Consider the following 16,303-nt stretch of genomic DNA (forward strand, 5'->3'; position numbering starts at 1 on the left):
TTATTGGACAATTAACTTTGCTATTAAATAGGAAGAAACAGGTCTAAAACTGCAAAAAAATTTTTTTGTTTTTTTGTGTAAAACACCCACCTTTTTGCTCAAACTAATGGAGAGGTGGTTAAATAGATGAATATAAAACCAAAAATATGTATTTCCATTTGTATATTTTCTTTTTGCCTCTTAGTAGGGATTTTCTTGAATAGCTTTCAAAAAAGAGAATTTTATTCATTAGATGAGCTCTTACTTCTAGAAGATGAAGACTCCCTTTTTCTAGAAGAAACGATGGTTCCCTTTCAACCAAGAGAATATATACGCAAAATAGCAGTAGAATAAAGCTTTAAATAAGAGGGACAGCCTTAATATCAGGGGTGTCCCTCTTTTATGTTTTACATTGCCTAAAAAAATATGTGTAGGAAGAAGATTTTTTAATGGGTCATTCGCGAGGAAATAATTGCTGAGTGAACTGGTATAAAAAGTCTTGAAAAAAACTCCCGAAAAAATACAGAAAATTAAAAAGGTTAAGTGATATTCTGTTATAATAATAAGTAGATAAATATCGGAATCAGCTTAAGGATAAACAAAAAATGGAGATATTCTTCAAAAAGGAAGAACTGCTAAAGACGCACGATTCATGTGAAATATCGATGAAAAAGAAGGTGAAAGAATGGAAAAGCAACAGTATTTATTTATTGACTTTGAATTCACCATGCCAGAGAAAAGTATTAAGTTTAAGGGGTTTTATCCTGAAATTATTGAGGTTGGTATCGTAGCCGTTGTAGATGATTCAATAAGGGAACAGTTTTCTTCTTATGTAGCACCCCGTAAGTTTTCAACACTCTCAAGGAGATGCAAATCTTTTCTACATATTTCACAAGAACAAGTAAATAATGGGATGTCATTCAATGGTTTAATGAAAAAACTGGAGAAAGTTTGCGCAGGATATCAAAATACCATTGTTACATGGGGAAATATGGATATGAAAGTGCTGAAGGATAATTGTCAGAAAGCACACATTCCATTTACGCTTCATTGTAAGGAAGTAGATTTGTCCATGGAATATAAGCGCTTTTTTGGAGATAAAAACCAAACGGGCTTATGGAAAGCAGTTAGGGAGTATGGGAGGGAAGGAACAGGAAAACATCATCGTGCGCTAGATGATGCATTAACCACATACCATATTTTCAAACTTGTGGAACAAGATAAAAAATATATGGGGAAGTCCAATCCACCAACAATAGGAGATTTAATTGACATGTCCAAATTACTTAATAAGTTTGCTTAAAAAAGACGAAGATATCATTCCTCGTCTTTTTTTATTTGAACTTCTATTGTAATGCTTAAGATAACTTATAAAATTCTGCATTAAGTATTTCTAAGTTTTTCAAGCTTAGCGCAGCAAATTCTGAATCGTCTTTTTGAAGCTCTTGACGCATTTTTTCTAAAGCTACTTGCAAGGATTGGTTATAAGCGGGGATTGTTTCCTCCGAATATAGCTTAACCATCTTTTTGGGAGCATTCATTTGTTCCCGATAGGAAAGTGCTTTTCGTTCATGAAAAATCTCTACCATTGCTTCTTTCGGATGATGTAAATCTCCCTGCATTGGATGTTTTAATACAGCAAGTACACGCACTAAATAACTTTGTGGTCGTATATCTGTTATTTCCCCTATATATTTTCCCGTTTTATAAAAGGCGGTCACGATAGAACCGATAGGTAGTTCTGACAAGAAAATCCCTCCATCTGCTATTTCCTTTTATAGTATCATAAATAATCTTTTTTTGATAAACGAGAATAAACTGCATATTAGTGAAGTTTTTTCAAATACTAATACCAAACCGTCTATGGAGGAAGAAAGATGAAAAAACTGTGTTTATTGGCGATTATTCCCCTTTTCCTATCCGGTTGTGCGGCAGGTGAAGTTACAAAAGTAAAAGTAGTCATGTATAATGATGTGGGCGATTCTTTAGGAACAATCGAGCTACAAGAACAATCGGCAGGAGTGAAGTTAGCACTTGATTTAAAAGGCCTAACTCCAGGGATTCATGGTATTCATATTCATGAGACAAATAAATGTGATGCCCCTGATTTTAAATCTGCAGGAAATCATTTTAATCCAGACAATAAAGAGCATGGATTGCTACATCCAGAAGGTGCCCATGCAGGTGATTTACCTAATATTTTGGTGAAAGAAGATGGCACAGTAAAAGCAGAGCTTATGGCGCCACAAGTAACACTTAGAGATGGTAAAACATCATTGTTTTCAAAGGAAGGAACTTCTATTGTTATTACAGAACAACAGGATGATGGAATGACACAACCAGCCGGTGATTCTGGTGAAAGAATTGCATGTGGTGCTATAAAGAAGAAATAGAAAAAAGACGAGGCTGAGACAAAACTAAATAACTAATCTTTAAAGACGAACAATCTCTAATTCAGCTCTTAAATATAGTCAAGTGTAAAACTAAGTCGTTCCATTGCGCTACAGACACTCGATGCGCCGGGGAGGAAGCTGAGCCTCCTCGCTGCGAGGGCACTGAAAAAGTCTGGTTCTCCACATAAAATGAGGTTTTATTTATTTGAAAGCGAATAATAAGTTGGTTTGGAGAGGCGTCCGCTCGACTCCTACGGGAGATGTGAGAAAGTCCGAGACCCTACAGGAGCGTGAGCTGTGAAGCGGCTCGGCGCTCGCCCCAATGAGTCATGTGGGCACCTCGGAAAACAATTTACACATCTAAGTTTAAAAGGCAGTTACGGCCAATCATCAATAGCTATCAGTTTTTCAGTGCCCTCCCTTGCTGCACTGCGGGGTCTCAGCCTTTCCTCTATTTCCCGCAGGAGTCGAGTGTCTTCCGCTCCATTCCACTTCATTTTTTAAACTTTATTCCAAACCAACAAACACGAACTTTTATGTATATTAACTACATGAAAGTTCGTGTTTTTTATTAGTTGAAATGCTTATGTCACAGCTTCGTCTTTTTACTTGGAATAAGCTTTTTATCCCAATCTTAAACTTCAGTAAGACTAGCCCCTCTCGACTTAGAAGAACTCGAGATAGTGTTAGTCTTACGTCCGTAAAGTAAGGATGGTTCAACTAACCAACAGCAGGGAAATGTAGACAACTCACTGATGGAAGTTTGAGTTTATCCTTACCTATTGAAATGTTTGTATAAGAATAAAGATATTTAATGAAACAATTAAAATAGCCATTATCCACGATATTACCGTAATCCATTTTGTGTTTACTAGACTTCCCATAATGCGTTTTGTACTAGTAAACATTATTAACGGAATAAGAGCAAAGCCGATTCCGAAAGATAAGATTACTTGGCTTGCAACAAGTGCAGTAGTTGGATTAATGCCAAGTGCAATGATGGCAATAGGTGGGACCATCGTAATGACCCTTCTTACATAAAGCGGAATACGAAAATGGATGAATCCCTGCATAATGACATCTCCGGACATTGTACCAACAGATGAGCTAGATAGTCCTGCGATTAATAATCCTAAACCAAATAAAGTGGCTGAAATAGGACTAACTAATTCTCCAAAATAATGAAAGGCTATATCTAAATCTTCCACAAATAATCCATTTTTATGGAACAATGCACTGGAGACGATGAGCATTGCCCCATTAATAAACCCTGCAATCAACATGGCAATAAGAATATCGATGAATTCAAAACGAAAAATTTGTTTTTTCTCTCTATCTGTTTCACCAACAATCCTTTTCTGTGTTAATGCAGAATGTAAATAAATAGCATGTGGCATCACGGTTGCACCTAGTATCCCTGCTGCTAAAATAACGCTATCTATCCCATCGAATTGAGGGGTAAATAACCCGTGGAATAAAGATGAAACATCTGGCTTTGCGAAGAACATTTGAACGATAAAAGAAAGGACCACAATGAATAGCATGGCGGTAATGCCTGCTTCTAAGGAACGATACCCCCGTCGTTGTAATTCAAGAATAGCAAAAGAGCCGACTGCAGCAATAAGACTTGCTTCTAATAAAGGGATACCAAAAAGAAGATATATACCGAGTGCTGCACCGATAAACTCTGCTAAATCAGTTGCCATAATGACAAGTTCGCCCTGTATCCATAATCCGATAGAAACTGGTTTTGGAAACTCTTCTCTTGCGACTTCAGCTAAGTTTTTTCCTGTAGCAATCCCCAATTTTGCTGACAATGATTGAATAATTAATGCCATGATGTTGGAGAAAAGAATAACCCATAATAATAGATACCCATATTTCGAGCCTGCAGCAATATTTGTTGCAAAATTTCCAGGATCAATATAGGCAATCGCAGCAATAAAAGCTGGACCTAAAAACGGGAGTATTCTTTTTAAGCCTTTAACATCTTCGCCTAATATACTTTTGGCAGATTTAGAATGAATATTTTCTATTGATTGATATTTTCGCATTTTTTCACCTGATTTTACTTTGGTTTAAAAAGTTTCATCAACGCAACTTTTATATAAAAGATATTCTTAAATTAGAAAATTGTCAATCTATTTATATAATTTATTATAGGTAATTTTTTGGAAATAATGAGAGGGGATTATTGGAAGCCTTTGTAAAGCGCTTTTTCTTTCATAGCGGTTAGATAGGAAGGATAAAAAAATCCTAGCTGAATAGTCAGCTAGGATACCTAAAAAGCATATTATTGTACTTCTTGAGCACCGGTTACTTCTCCATCAATTACAGCAGATGCTTTGAATTCATCACTCTTGTAATAAACATTACCATCTACTTTTGCAGTAGCATCAACAGTGAAACCATTAGCTTCTACATAAACATCTCCTGCAAATGTACCACCTTGAATTTTGAAGTTTTCACTTTGCACTGTCATTTTAGGAGCAGTTAATGTGAAAGAATCAATGATGTTATGATCGTCATCTTGTGTATAAAGGGCAAGTTTACGGTAAATGTCTTTAGCAGCATCCCCTTTATCGTGGAATTCTCCTGCTACAACAATGTCACTGTCTACTGTTAAATCTTGAAGTGTTGCAACAATCCAAGTTCCATTTTCACTTAATGCACTTGTTAATGCATCGGCTTCATTTACGATAGATGCAGTTGTAACTACATCAGCTGACTCTTCAGCCTTTTCTTCTTTTGGTTCTGACTCTGTATTCCCACAAGCTGTTAAAAGTGCTCCTGCTAAAATAGAAGCAAGTAAAACTTTTGGTGTAATTTTCATGATTGGTTCCCCCTATATTGTCTTGGTTTATGTGAATGGATTCACAATACAACATTATATTAACACATACACTGTAGTTATAGAGAGGGGAGGTGTGTCCAATTTGTGAAAGAAATAAGGTGAAAATGTGACTTTATTTTAATAGTCTGAAAATTACATCACCACTTAAACGGCAACAAAACGCAGCCACAAACTTAGGAGAATATGAGTAATATTTGTGTGTGTTCAACTGTCTGTATAGATATGCATGGTTCGTTTCTTAAAATCTGTTTGGAAAGAACAAAAAAATCAAGCGAGCTACGATATAATGGAAAATATCCAGTGTAGCCCGCTTGATCTTTATTTATTTATTTATTTATTTATTTCATCCATTCAGGCTTTCCGAAGCCTTCAAATTCTTCATCAATAACTTTTTCGAATTCAGGTGATTCAACAGCTGCTTTAATATCTTTAGCAAATGTAGCATCTAAATCTTTTGTATTAACAACTACACGGTTACGATATTGATCCAGCATATTTTCTAGTTGTAGTGCATTCAATAAATCCATTTTAGCTGCTAGTGCGAAGTTACCAGGAACAGCTGATAAGTCTACACTGTCAACAGCGCGAGGTAGCTGTGCTGCTTCAATCGTTTCGAATTTCAGATTTTTAACATTATTTGTCACATCTTTATCAGACACAGTTAATGGGTCTGCATCTTCATCAATTTCAATTAGACCAGCATCTTTTAAAATTAAGAAAGCACGAGCTGCGTTGGTAGGATCATTTGGAATAGCAATTGTTGCACCATCTGTAATGTCTTCCAAACTGTCAAATTTATTCGAATAAATGCCCATTGGAGCAGTTGGCACAGAAATTAACTCAGATATCTCTATGTTATTTTGTTCGGCAAAAGATTCCATGTAAATTTTATGTTGAAACAGATTTGCATCAATGCTTCCTTCTGCTAACGCATTATTAGGCTGTACATAGTCTGTGAATTCTGTAACTTCTACTTTATACCCTTTATCTTCTAGAATTGGTTTTATTGCTTTTTCCACCATATCTGCATAAGGACCAGATGTTGCACCTATATTAATCTCTTTTTTATCACCACTGTCGGCATTGTCTTTCTCTTCTCCACATGCACTTAGTACACTAAATGATAATAGTAATAGAATTCCTAAAAGTAATTTTTTCATTGTCTTTTCCTCCTAAGGTATATATGTTTAACGCTTATCCAGTGCTTTTGACAGTTTATCTCCGAAAAATTGGATGATTTGGACTAAGCAGATGAGAACAACAACAGTTGTAATCATTACAGTATTATCATAACGATAATAGCCATACTGAATGGCAAGGTCACCAACTCCGCCGCCGCCGACAATTCCTGCCATGGCTGAATAAGCAATTAAATTTATAATCGTAATGGTAATACCTTGAATGATTCCTGGTCTTGCTTCAGGTATCAATACTTGCCAAATAATCATCCAGGGCGATGCCCCAATAGCTACAGAAGCTTCAATTACCCCTTTATCAATCTCTCGAAAAGCTTGTTCCACTATTCTTGCAAAAAAAGGAATGGCAGCAACGGATAAAGAAACCGAAGCAGCAGTAGGTCCAATGGTTGTGTTTGTAATCCATTTTGCTAAAGGTAATAGTGCAATTAATAGGATGATAAATGGAATGGAGCGGACCATATTTACAACAAACCCTACAATATTTTTAATAATGGGATTTTCTAGAAATAATCCTTTATCTGTAACAAATAGAAGAATTCCTATCGGTAAACCCACAATAATAGCCACAACAATAGAAATACCAACCATATATAATGTTTCAAAAAAAGCAGAATTTAAATCAGGAAGTAATTCTATAATATAATGCCAATCAATACTAAGAGGCATGGTGGATCACCTCCACGTTTTTAGTACGACCTTTAATATACGCAATCGCTTTTGTAATTTCATCATCAGCACCTGTTAATTCCATAATAAAAATTCCAAGTGGGTTGTTTTGAATGTATTCAATCTTTCCATGAAGAATATTTCCTTTAACTGAATATTGTTGGAAAGCATCCGATATAATTCCTTCTTCTGCAATAACTCCTTGGAAGGTAACCTTAATAATTTTTCCTGTTCGTTCTTCTAATAGATGGCTTGGTAATTCAAATTGAAGAATGCTATTTACAAAACTTTTTGTAAGTTCTTGTCTTGGGTTAGCGAACATATCGTATACAGGCCCTTCTTCAATTACCTTTCCAGCTTCCATAACAGCCATGCGATCACAAATATCTTTTACAACTTCCATTTCATGGGTGATTAAAACGATGGTTAAGCCAAGTTCCTTATTAATTTTTTTTAACAATGCTAGAATTGATTTCGTTGTACTTGGATCCAGAGCAGAAGTTGCCTCATCACAAAGGAGAACGGTTGGGTTATTGGCAAGTGCCCTTGCAATCCCTACCCTTTGTTTTTGCCCACCACTTAATTGGGCAGGAAAGACGTCTTTTTTATCGGTTAATCCTACCATATCGAGTAGCTCTAAAACCCGGGTATGGATTTTTTTTGATGGTAAATTTGCCGCTTTAAGAGCGAAAGCGATATTTTCATATACGGTTTTACTACTAACAAGATAGAAGTGTTGGAAGATCATTCCTATTTTTAATCGAGCAGCTCTTAATTGTCTTTGATTCAATTTTGTTAAAGATATATTATCGATAATGATTTCGCCACTAGTAGGCTTTTCCAATAGATTAAGACAACGAAGAAGCGAGCTTTTTCCAGCACCGCTATAGCCTACGATTCCAAAGATTTCTCCTTTTTGTATGGATAAGGAAACATGGTCTACACCTATAACTTGTTCTTTCTTTGTGTTATATACCTTCACCAAATCGTTAATTTGTATCATTAGAAACTTCAAATCCCCCTTTACATGAACATTTTTCGACTATACTAGAATGTTAAAACCTCCTATAACATAAAAAAACTTCTTTCATTTGAAAGAAGTATCGTATGCATATAGCCGATCTTATCTTTCAGAATAAGTAATTCTGCAGGAGTTAGCACCTTCCTTTAGGAAAGGAGGTTGCTGGATGTCATCGGGCCTGTTCCCTCAATCTCTCTTGATAAGTAAATATGAAATTTTCACTAAATGAATAATAAAACTAAAATACTGAATTGTCAATATAAATTTACAATTTGCAACACACTAAAAGCTTGATTGGATCCCACTTTTTGAACTATGTTCTTTAAGTAGATATATGATAGAATGGTTTTTAGCAAAATGGAACAAAGGGTGACAGAATGAATAGTCAAGAAATGAATTTAGAATTTGTGCGTCTGTTAAATGAATGGGATCCCTTTTCAATAGGGGAAGGGAATTATGATACCGAAATTGCTGATATTCTACAAGCAATCCACGATTTAGATAAGGAAGAAGAGTTAGCAAATGCTATCCAAGCAATTTATGAATTTTCTTTTGAAGAAACGATTCCTTTGGAGAAGTGCTTCACAATCTCGAAAAAACTTATGACCATAAAACGTAGCGGCATCTGTTCACTATAAGGACAGGAAGATGTGTTTAAACAATCTTTATCTGGTCTGAATTCATTCTGTTGGCAAAGTTTAAACTTCGCCTTCGGGTGGATTCCTATCATTAATCCAATGGAAAATGTTCTTTACGCTACCTCTTTTAGAAGCAATGGAGATTAACTAAAAACGAAAGCCCAAAATTAAAAATGTACGAAAAGTTTAGGGATAATTTGATATAATGAGAATATTTCAAGGCGAGCAGGAGGATGAACATGAAATTAACAGAAAAAGAAATTGAGATTGCTGAAATTCTGGAAAAAGATGCAAGGGTATCGGACGAAGATATAGCAAAAATGATAGGTGTAGAGTTAGAAAAAACAAAAGAAATGATTACTAAATTAGAGACAGAAAGTATAGTTGTGCGCTATACGTCCATTGTTGATTGGTCAAAAGTGGAAGGTCATGAAGGGGTTACCGCCATGATTGACGTCAAGGTTACTCCTAAAAGAGGTGTTGGCTTTGATGATGTTGCACAAAGAATTTATCGATTCAAGGAAGTTAAGTCTCTCTATTTAATGTCTGGGGCATATGATTTATCGGTAATTATTGAAGGGAAATCCATGAATGAAGTGGCAAGATTTGTTTCCGAAAAGCTATCAACTCTTGATTCTGTAATTTCGACCACTACTCACTTTATTTTGAAACAATATAAGCATGATGGAACAATATTTGAACCTTCAGATGATGATAAAAGAATTGTGGTGTCACCATAATGAAGCAAACAAAAAGCTATATTGCACAGAAAGTAGAGGAAATGAAGCCATCTGGAATACGCAGATTTTTTGATCTAGCATCCAGTATGGAAGGAGTTGTTTCTCTCGGTGTAGGAGAACCAGACTTTGTTACTTCTTGGTCAACAAGAGAGGCAGCAATTTTATCACTGGAACAAGGATATACCTCTTATACTGCCAATCCAGGGCTATTAGAGCTTCGCGAGGAAATTAGTCATTATATGAAAAAAAGATTTTTGGTTTCCTATGAACCGACTTCTGAAATAATCGTTACTGTTGGTGCTAGTCAGGCAATAGACATCGCTTTACGGGCTATACTTAACCAGGGAGAAGAAGTTATTGTTGTAGAACCGTGCTTTGTTTCTTATGCACCATTAGTAACCCTAGCTGGGGGAGTGCCAATTCCTGTTCAAAGCTTAAAAGAGAATGATTTCAAAATCAAGCCACATCAGTTAGAAGAGGTAATAACCGACCGTACAAAAGCAATAATGATTTGTTCGCCGAATAATCCTACAGGAACAACCCTTTCAAAAGCTGAGTTAGTAAACATCGTGGAAGTTGCAGAAAAACATGATTTGCTTATTCTTTCTGATGAAATATATGCAGAGCTTTGCTATGATGAAGAATATACAAGTACAGCAGCAATAAATAGCGCGTGGGAGCGTACCATTCTTCTATCTGGTTTTTCGAAGGGGTTTGCAATGACTGGTTGGAGATTAGGGTTTGTGTGTGGACCAGAGGAATTAATCCAAGCGATGCTGAAAATCCATCAGTACAGTTTAATGTGCGCGCCGACAATGGCACAATATGCTGGACTTGAAGCATTAAGAAGTGGTCAAAATGATGTCGAAGAAATGAAGAAAAGTTATCGACGCAGAAGGAATTTTATTGTGCAATCTTTAAATGACATGGGGCTAAATTGCCATTTGCCTGGAGGAGCTTTTTATGCGTTTCCTGATATAACCGCAACAAAGATGACATCTGAAACATTTGCTGAAAAGCTATTGATAGAAGAGAAGGTAGCGGTTGTACCAGGTAGTGTTTTCGGAGAAAGTGGAGAAGGGCATGTTCGGTGTTCATATGCTTCCTCGTTACAACAATTGCAGGAAGCAATGAAAAGAATGAATCGTTTTGTAGAGAAACATACGCATTAAGCTAAAAAGAGGTGTTTTAAAAGAAAATCTTCACCATACATTATGTTGTGGATTTTCTTTTATGACACCTTTTTTTATATGAAACGTGTAGTTCAGTCATCATTGATAGTATGACCTAATGGGGTTTACTCGTACATTCAAGACAATAGATTACACAAATTATATAAGGGAATTATATTAGTGAAAATAAATCCTTTTGTATAAATGTCAGATATGTGATATAATCTTATAATGCGTATAAAAGGAAATATTAATATAAACAATTAGGAGTGTTCTCATGTCAGATAAAATCGAAGTTGGAAGTGTTATTAAAGGAAAGGTTACAGGTATTCAGCCTTACGGAGCGTTTGTTTCTTTGGATGAAAATACACAAGGTTTAGTTCATATCTCTGAAGTAACACATGGTTACGTAAAAGATATCAATGAGTTTTTAAAAGTTGGAGATGAAGTGAACGTTAAAGTTCTTTCCATTGATGAAAATGCTGGTAAAATTGGTCTTTCTATCCGCGCTACAGAAGAAGCACCTGCACAACCAGAAGCTGCTAAAGCAAAAAAACCTCGTCCTAAACGTCAAACAGCTGCTTCTGTAGCTGAAACAGAAAACGTACAAGGCTTCAATACATTAAAAGATAAATTACAAGAATGGATTGAACAATCTAATCGTAATGATTTAATTAAAAAATAATTAGTTTTATAAAAAAAGACTGTTGAAAAGGCTAATGCTTCATTTGATTTCATTTGAGGGCTGCTGCTTTGGGGCAGTCTTTTTTTTGTCGTTTTTGCTATTATTAAGCAGGTTATTGACACATAATAAAAGCATAAAATGAATTTTTAGAAAATAGCGCTAATAAAATCTATCCTTCTTTAATAAAATCAGCTAAAGTTAATGTAAAGGTCTTTACATATATAAATGGGGAAGGATGATTGGATGGTTCAAGAATTTAAATCTACTTCATTAATAGAACAGTCAGAGAAATATGGAGCGAAAAATTATAATCCATTGCCAATAGTGATTTCCGAAGCAGAAGGTGTTTGGATAACTGATCCAGAAGGAAATAAATATATGGATATGTTAAGTGCTTATTCTGCTTTAAATCAAGGTCATCGTCATCCGAAAATAATTGAAGCCTTGAAGAGACAGGCAGATCGTGTTACTTTAACATCACGGGCTTTTCACCATGATCAATTAGGTCCTTGGTATGAAAAAATAAGTACACTAACGAACAAAGAAATGGTTCTACCGATGAATACTGGAGCAGAAGCGGTAGAAACGGCTATTAAAGCTGCAAGAAGATGGGCTTATGATTGTAAAGGTGTAGAAAAAGATAAAGCAGAATTAATTGTGTGTGAGGGGAATTTTCACGGAAGAACAATGGGAGCTGTATCCCTTTCCTCTGATGAGGAGTATAAGCGGGGATTTGGACCGATGCTACCAGGTATAAAGATAATCCCCTATGGTGATATAAATCGATTGAAAGAAGCTATTACAGAGCATACGGCGGCATTCATTGTTGAACCAATTCAAGGAGAAGCTGGAATCATCATTCCTCCCGAAGGTTTCATGGAAGCGGCATATCAATTATGTAAGGAAAACAATGTCCTCTTTATTGCCGATGAAATTCAACAGGTCTATCGAGAACAGGTAAATTATTTGCAAGTGAATGGTATGGGATTGAACCAGATATGTATATATTAGGTAAAGCACTGGGAGCTGGTGGATTTCCTAACTCATGTGTGGTTGCAGATAAGAACATATTAGGAGTATTTAATCCAGGTTCCCACGGATCAACATTTGGAGGCAATCCAATGGCATGCGCTGTATCCATTGCTGCATTAGATGTAATCGTAGAAGAGAATTTAACAGACCGTTCTGCAAACTTAGGAAATTATTTCCTGGAAAAATTAGCTGAAATTAACAATCCGATTATTAAAGATATTAGAGGAAGAGGATTATTTATAGGGGTAGAATTAACGGTTGAAGCTAGACCCTATTGTGAAAAGCTAAAAGAAGTAGGTTTATTATGTAAAGAAACACATGAAACGGTCATCCGTTTTGCACCTCCATTAACGATTACCATTGAAGAGTTAGATTGGGCTTTAGAGCGAATTAAGCAAGTATTAAATGTAAACAATCAATAAAATAAAAATATATAGTTAAAAGCTGGCTGGAAGGTCAGCTTTATTAAGTTAGATGGATAAAGTGATAGATACCTAATAAAGAAACTTCTCCTTACTTGGGGCTTACTATAGGATAAGTGATCAAGAGGATACATATACTATTTGTCGGCTGCATAAGCTTAATCTTTTGATTTTCATAGAAGTTTGTTTAATAATAAGTCATACACTAGGTTTTACATTATTAATTCTTAAAAAATGGAATGGAGGCATTTATTTGGAAAACTTTATTTTTTATAATCCGACAAAACTTATTTTTGGTAAAGGTCAATTAGAACAATTAAAAGATCAATTAGCCTCATATGGGAAGAAGATTCTCTTCGTTTACGGTGGGGGAAGTATTAAGAAAAATGGTCTATACGATAAAGTAATGACTATTTTAAATGAAAATGGCAAAGAAGTATTTGAATTATCTGGTGTAGAGCCAAATCCCCGATTAACTACTGTACAGCGTGGAGTTGATATTTGTAAAACAGAAGGAATCGATTTTATATTAGCCGTCGGTGGAGGAAGTGTTATTGACTGTACAAAGGCCATTGCTGCAGGTGCAAAATTTGATGGCAACCCATGGGAGTTTATTACAAAAAAAGCAGCTCCAAAAGCAGCTTTACCGTTTGGAACAGTTCTAACACTAGCTGCAACTGGGTCAGAAATGAATGCAGGCTCTGTTATTACAAATTGGGAAACGCAAGAAAAAGTTGGCTGGGGAAGTCCATTTACATTCCCTGTGTTTTCTATTCTAGATCCGGAAAATACTTATACAGTTCCTAAAGATCAAACGATTTATGGAATCGTGGATATGATGTCACATGTTTTTGAACATTATTTCCACCTAGAAGAGCATACAGAACTTCAAGATTATATGTGCGAATCTGTATTGAAAACGGTCATAGAGTTTGGTCCGAAGCTTGTTAATGACTTAGACAATTATGAATATCGAGCTGCAATTTTATATTGTGGAACGATGGCTCTTAATGGAATGCTTAATATGGGGTACCGTGGAGACTGGGCTTCACATAACATTGAGCATGCTGTTTCTGCCGTATATGATATACCTCATGGTGGTGGCCTTGCAATCCTATTTCCTAATTGGATGAAACATAACTTATCTGTAAAACCGGAACGCTTTAAACAATTAGCTGTTAGAGTGTTTGGGGTGGATCCTGAAGGGAAAACAGCGGAAGAAGCTGGACTTGAGGGAATTGAGAAGCTTCGTGCTTTTTGGAATGACTTAGGGGCACCTTCTCGTTTGGCTGATTACGATATTGATGATAGTAAGCTTGATTTAATGGTCCAAAAAGCAATGGTAAATGGTGGATTTGGTAATTTTAAAGTGTTGAACGACAAAGATGTTTTAGCGATTTATAAAGCATCTTTATAAAAGAATAAATGAAAAAACATACAAACAATTTATGCTAATTGTTTGTATGTTTTTTCGCTGGAATAATCGTATTCCCTTTCTTATGGGGATAATAGAGAATTAAAAATGAAAAATTGGTGAAAAATGAAAAAAAAAGAAGTTGTATCCGTTTTCATAATGAGTTCTATCTTGATTCCTTTTTCTACTTCCGATAAAGTGGAAGAGGAGTATAAATAAATATTATAATTGGAGGATCATTTATGACACACGTTCGTTTTGATTACTCAAAGGCATTAAGTTTCTTTGGAGAGCACGAAATTACATATTTAGAAGATGCAGTGAAAGTTGCCCATCATTCCTTACATGAAAAAACTGGACAAGGAAGCGATTTTCTTGGATGGATAGATCTTCCTGTTGATTATGATAAAGAAGAATTTGCTCGCATTCAAAAAGCGGCAGAAAAAATTAAAAGTGACTCAGAAGTTTTGCTTGTAATTGGTATCGGCGGTTCTTACCTTGGAGCTCGCGCTGCGATTGAAATGCTAAATCACAGTTTCTATAATTCTTTATCAAAAGAAAAAAGAAACACACCACAAATTATCTTTATTGGAAAAGATATTAGCTCTACATATATGAGTGATGTCATTGATTTCCTTGGGGATAAAGATTTCTCTATTAATGTTATTTCTAAATCTGGAACAACTACAGAACCAGCTATTGCATTCCGTATTTTCCGTAAATTATTAGAACAAAAATATGGAGTAGAAGAAGCAAGAACAAGAATTTATGCTACTACTGATAAAGCAAGAGGTGCATTAAAAACGCTTGCTACAGAAGAAGGATATGAATCATTTATTATTCCTGATGATGTTGGTGGACGTTATTCTGTTTTAACACCAGTTGGTTTATTACCAATCGCTGTTAGTGGCGCTGATATTACAGCAATGATGGAAGGTGCAGCAGCAGCTAGAACTGATTTCGGTACATCAGAATTGAAAAACAACATTGCCTATCAATACGCAGCAGTTCGTAATGTTCTTTATAACAAAGGAAAAACAATTGAAATGTTGATTAACTACGAACCAGGATTACAATATTTCTCCGAATGGTGGAAGCAATTGTTTGGCGAAAGTGAAGGAAAAGACCAAAAAGGTATTTATCCTTCTTCTGCAAACTTCTCAACTGACCTACATTCATTAGGACAATATGTTCAAGAAGGTCGTCGTGATATTTTTGAAACAATTGTAAAAGTGGACAAGCCTCGTCATGAGCTTGTTATTGAAGCAGAAGAAAATGATTTAGATGGATTAAATTATCTTGCTGGTCAAACTATTGACTTTGTTAACAATAAAGCGTTTGAAGGAACACTTCTAGCACATACAGATGGAGGAGTACCAAACCTAATTGTTAGCATTCCGGAAATGAATGAGTATACGTTTGGATATCTAGTATACTTCTTTGAAAAAGCTTGTGCGATTAGTGGTTATTTATTAGGTGTGAACCCATTTGATCAACCAGGAGTTGAAGCATACAAAGTTAATATGTTTGCTTTACTTGGTAAACCAGGATTTGAAGAGAAAAAGGCTGAACTAGAAAGTCGTTTATAAGTCATATTAAAAGAGCTATCGATAACTCAGAAATTCTAAGTTATCGATAGCTTTTTTTATTCCATTACCTTCTATTTGTGGTCCCATATGTTTAAAGAATTCTTATAAGGTTAAATAAATAGAAATGGTTAATAGAAGGAGGAATTAGAAATGCTAGTTGAAAAAGAACAGGTAGTTATTAAATCATTACAGGAATGTATGATTGTATGTAATCATTGCTTAAATGAATGTTTAGCTGAAGATAATGTGTCGGCAATGGTTGATTGTATTCATTTAAATAGAGAATGTATCCAGTTCTGCAGTTATCTTGAACAAGCTATTATTAGAAAGTCACCGTATGCCAAAGAGTTCGCAGAAATTTGTCTATCTGTTTGTGAGGATTGTGCTACTGAATGCAAAAAACATGATCATCGTCATTGCCAATATTGTGCGCAAATTTGTATGGAGTGTGTAGATGCTTGTAAATCATTTCTAGAATCTTAAAATATTGTATGGAAGG

At 35.4% G+C, this 16,303-nt stretch carries 16 protein-coding genes, 1 pseudogene and 1 riboswitch; of the genes and pseudogenes, 11 read left to right on the forward strand and 6 right to left on the reverse strand.

Features of this window, described 5'->3' with window-relative positions:
• Positions 1 to 126: 126 nt before the first annotated feature.
• Together ACWNMZ_RS09415 and kapD are read left to right on the forward strand one after the other, a co-directional pair.
• Entirely contained in the window at positions 127 to 333 is a 207-nt protein-coding gene (locus ACWNMZ_RS09415; RefSeq protein WP_031536935.1) for a hypothetical protein, read from the forward strand.
• Positions 334 to 664: 331 nt separating this feature from the next.
• Positions 665 to 1,282: a 3'-5' exonuclease KapD gene (kapD, locus tag ACWNMZ_RS09420; protein WP_031536936.1), complete on the forward strand. Its 618-nt coding sequence runs from the start codon at positions 665 to 667 to the stop codon at positions 1,280 to 1,282.
• A gap of 55 nt (positions 1,283 to 1,337) precedes the next feature.
• Here kapD and ACWNMZ_RS09425 read toward each other — a convergent pair whose 3' ends face one another.
• Positions 1,338 to 1,727, reverse strand: a complete 390-nt coding sequence (locus ACWNMZ_RS09425; protein ID WP_031536937.1) for a kinase-associated lipoprotein B — start codon at positions 1,725 to 1,727, stop codon at positions 1,338 to 1,340.
• A 129-nt stretch (positions 1,728 to 1,856) separates the two neighbouring features.
• Between ACWNMZ_RS09425 and ACWNMZ_RS09430 the strand changes: the two genes are divergently transcribed.
• The gene (locus tag ACWNMZ_RS09430) at positions 1,857 to 2,372 is read left to right on the forward strand and encodes a superoxide dismutase family protein (protein WP_031536939.1); all 516 of its coding nucleotides are present in this window, start codon (positions 1,857 to 1,859) and stop codon (positions 2,370 to 2,372) included.
• A 779-nt stretch (positions 2,373 to 3,151) separates the two neighbouring features.
• Here the strand turns inward: ACWNMZ_RS09430 and ACWNMZ_RS09435 are convergent.
• The 5 genes from ACWNMZ_RS09435 to ACWNMZ_RS09455 form a co-directional block, all read right to left on the reverse strand.
• On the reverse strand, positions 3,152 to 4,426 hold the full coding sequence (locus tag ACWNMZ_RS09435; RefSeq protein WP_031536940.1) for an Nramp family divalent metal transporter: 1,275 nt from the start codon (positions 4,424 to 4,426) through the stop codon (positions 3,152 to 3,154).
• A 239-nt stretch (positions 4,427 to 4,665) separates the two neighbouring features.
• Entirely contained in the window at positions 4,666 to 5,205 is a 540-nt protein-coding gene (locus ACWNMZ_RS09440) for a polymer-forming cytoskeletal protein (RefSeq protein ID WP_031536941.1), read from the reverse strand.
• A gap of 359 nt (positions 5,206 to 5,564) precedes the next feature.
• The gene (locus ACWNMZ_RS09445) at positions 5,565 to 6,386 is read right to left on the reverse strand and encodes a MetQ/NlpA family ABC transporter substrate-binding protein (RefSeq protein WP_031536942.1); all 822 of its coding nucleotides are present in this window, start codon (positions 6,384 to 6,386) and stop codon (positions 5,565 to 5,567) included.
• Between the two features lie 27 nt (positions 6,387 to 6,413).
• Complete coding sequence (locus ACWNMZ_RS09450) at positions 6,414 to 7,091, reverse strand: methionine ABC transporter permease (RefSeq protein ID WP_031536943.1); 678 nt, start codon at positions 7,089 to 7,091, stop codon at positions 6,414 to 6,416.
• Positions 7,081 to 8,094, reverse strand: coding sequence for a methionine ABC transporter ATP-binding protein (locus ACWNMZ_RS09455; RefSeq protein ID WP_031536944.1), 1,014 nt, complete (start codon positions 8,092 to 8,094; stop codon positions 7,081 to 7,083). The genes ACWNMZ_RS09450 and ACWNMZ_RS09455 overlap by 11 nt, the downstream gene beginning before the upstream one ends.
• Before the next feature lie 117 nt (positions 8,095 to 8,211).
• A riboswitch (SAM riboswitch) is annotated at positions 8,212 to 8,318 on the reverse strand.
• Positions 8,319 to 8,489: 171 nt separating this feature from the next.
• On the opposite strand from ACWNMZ_RS09455, the gene ACWNMZ_RS09460 reads away from it, so the two are divergent.
• The 8 genes and pseudogenes from ACWNMZ_RS09460 to ACWNMZ_RS09495 all read left to right on the forward strand — a co-directional run bounded on the left by ACWNMZ_RS09460 (position 8,490) and on the right by ACWNMZ_RS09495 (position 16,287).
• Complete coding sequence (locus ACWNMZ_RS09460; protein ID WP_031536945.1) at positions 8,490 to 8,750, forward strand: DUF1871 family protein; 261 nt, start codon at positions 8,490 to 8,492, stop codon at positions 8,748 to 8,750.
• A gap of 239 nt (positions 8,751 to 8,989) precedes the next feature.
• Positions 8,990 to 9,490, forward strand: a complete 501-nt coding sequence (locus ACWNMZ_RS09465) for an Lrp/AsnC family transcriptional regulator (protein ID WP_031536946.1) — start codon at positions 8,990 to 8,992, stop codon at positions 9,488 to 9,490.
• Positions 9,490 to 10,662 (forward strand): aminotransferase, encoded by a 1,173-nt coding sequence (locus ACWNMZ_RS09470; protein ID WP_031536947.1) that lies wholly within the window; start codon positions 9,490 to 9,492, stop codon positions 10,660 to 10,662. The genes ACWNMZ_RS09465 and ACWNMZ_RS09470 overlap by 1 nt, the downstream gene beginning before the upstream one ends.
• Before the next feature lie 277 nt (positions 10,663 to 10,939).
• On the forward strand, positions 10,940 to 11,347 hold the full coding sequence (gene yugI, locus ACWNMZ_RS09475; RefSeq protein WP_031536948.1) for a S1 domain-containing post-transcriptional regulator GSP13: 408 nt from the start codon (positions 10,940 to 10,942) through the stop codon (positions 11,345 to 11,347).
• Between the two features lie 243 nt (positions 11,348 to 11,590).
• Positions 11,591 to 12,801, forward strand: a pseudogene (locus ACWNMZ_RS09480) (ornithine--oxo-acid transaminase).
• 253 nt (positions 12,802 to 13,054) lie between these two features.
• The gene (locus tag ACWNMZ_RS09485; RefSeq protein ID WP_031536950.1) at positions 13,055 to 14,218 is read left to right on the forward strand and encodes an iron-containing alcohol dehydrogenase; all 1,164 of its coding nucleotides are present in this window, start codon (positions 13,055 to 13,057) and stop codon (positions 14,216 to 14,218) included.
• Between the two features lie 239 nt (positions 14,219 to 14,457).
• Positions 14,458 to 15,804, forward strand: a complete 1,347-nt coding sequence (locus ACWNMZ_RS09490; RefSeq protein WP_031536951.1) for a glucose-6-phosphate isomerase — start codon at positions 14,458 to 14,460, stop codon at positions 15,802 to 15,804.
• Positions 15,805 to 15,954: 150 nt separating this feature from the next.
• Positions 15,955 to 16,287: a four-helix bundle copper-binding protein gene (locus ACWNMZ_RS09495; protein ID WP_031536952.1), complete on the forward strand. Its 333-nt coding sequence runs from the start codon at positions 15,955 to 15,957 to the stop codon at positions 16,285 to 16,287.
• Positions 16,288 to 16,303 lie beyond the last annotated feature (16 nt).

The organism is Niallia sp. Marseille-Q9988, from assembly GCF_976954375.1.

What these genes read in the sequence shown, in the direction of transcription:
- ACWNMZ_RS09415 (WP_031536935.1), top strand. Translation starts at nt 127, where the DNA reads ATGAATATAAAACCAAAAATATGTATTTCCATTTGTATATTTTCTTTT.
- kapD (WP_031536936.1), top strand. Translation starts at nt 665, where the DNA reads ATGGAAAAGCAACAGTATTTATTTATTGACTTTGAATTCACCATGCCA.
- ACWNMZ_RS09430 (WP_031536939.1), top strand. Translation starts at nt 1,857, where the DNA reads ATGAAAAAACTGTGTTTATTGGCGATTATTCCCCTTTTCCTATCCGGT.
- ACWNMZ_RS09435 (WP_031536940.1), bottom strand. Translation starts at nt 4,426, where the DNA reads ATGCGAAAATATCAATCAATAGAAAATATTCATTCTAAATCTGCCAAA.
- ACWNMZ_RS09440 (WP_031536941.1), bottom strand. Translation starts at nt 5,205, where the DNA reads ATGAAAATTACACCAAAAGTTTTACTTGCTTCTATTTTAGCAGGAGCA.
- ACWNMZ_RS09445 (WP_031536942.1), bottom strand. Translation starts at nt 6,386, where the DNA reads ATGAAAAAATTACTTTTAGGAATTCTATTACTATTATCATTTAGTGTA.
- ACWNMZ_RS09450 (WP_031536943.1), bottom strand. Translation starts at nt 7,091, where the DNA reads ATGCCTCTTAGTATTGATTGGCATTATATTATAGAATTACTTCCTGAT.
- ACWNMZ_RS09455 (WP_031536944.1), bottom strand. Translation starts at nt 8,094, where the DNA reads ATGATACAAATTAACGATTTGGTGAAGGTATATAACACAAAGAAAGAA.
- ACWNMZ_RS09460 (WP_031536945.1), top strand. Translation starts at nt 8,490, where the DNA reads ATGAATAGTCAAGAAATGAATTTAGAATTTGTGCGTCTGTTAAATGAA.
- ACWNMZ_RS09465 (WP_031536946.1), top strand. Translation starts at nt 8,990, where the DNA reads ATGAAATTAACAGAAAAAGAAATTGAGATTGCTGAAATTCTGGAAAAA.
- ACWNMZ_RS09470 (WP_031536947.1), top strand. Translation starts at nt 9,490, where the DNA reads ATGAAGCAAACAAAAAGCTATATTGCACAGAAAGTAGAGGAAATGAAG.
- yugI (WP_031536948.1), top strand. Translation starts at nt 10,940, where the DNA reads ATGTCAGATAAAATCGAAGTTGGAAGTGTTATTAAAGGAAAGGTTACA.
- ACWNMZ_RS09490 (WP_031536951.1), top strand. Translation starts at nt 14,458, where the DNA reads ATGACACACGTTCGTTTTGATTACTCAAAGGCATTAAGTTTCTTTGGA.
- ACWNMZ_RS09495 (WP_031536952.1), top strand. Translation starts at nt 15,955, where the DNA reads ATGCTAGTTGAAAAAGAACAGGTAGTTATTAAATCATTACAGGAATGT.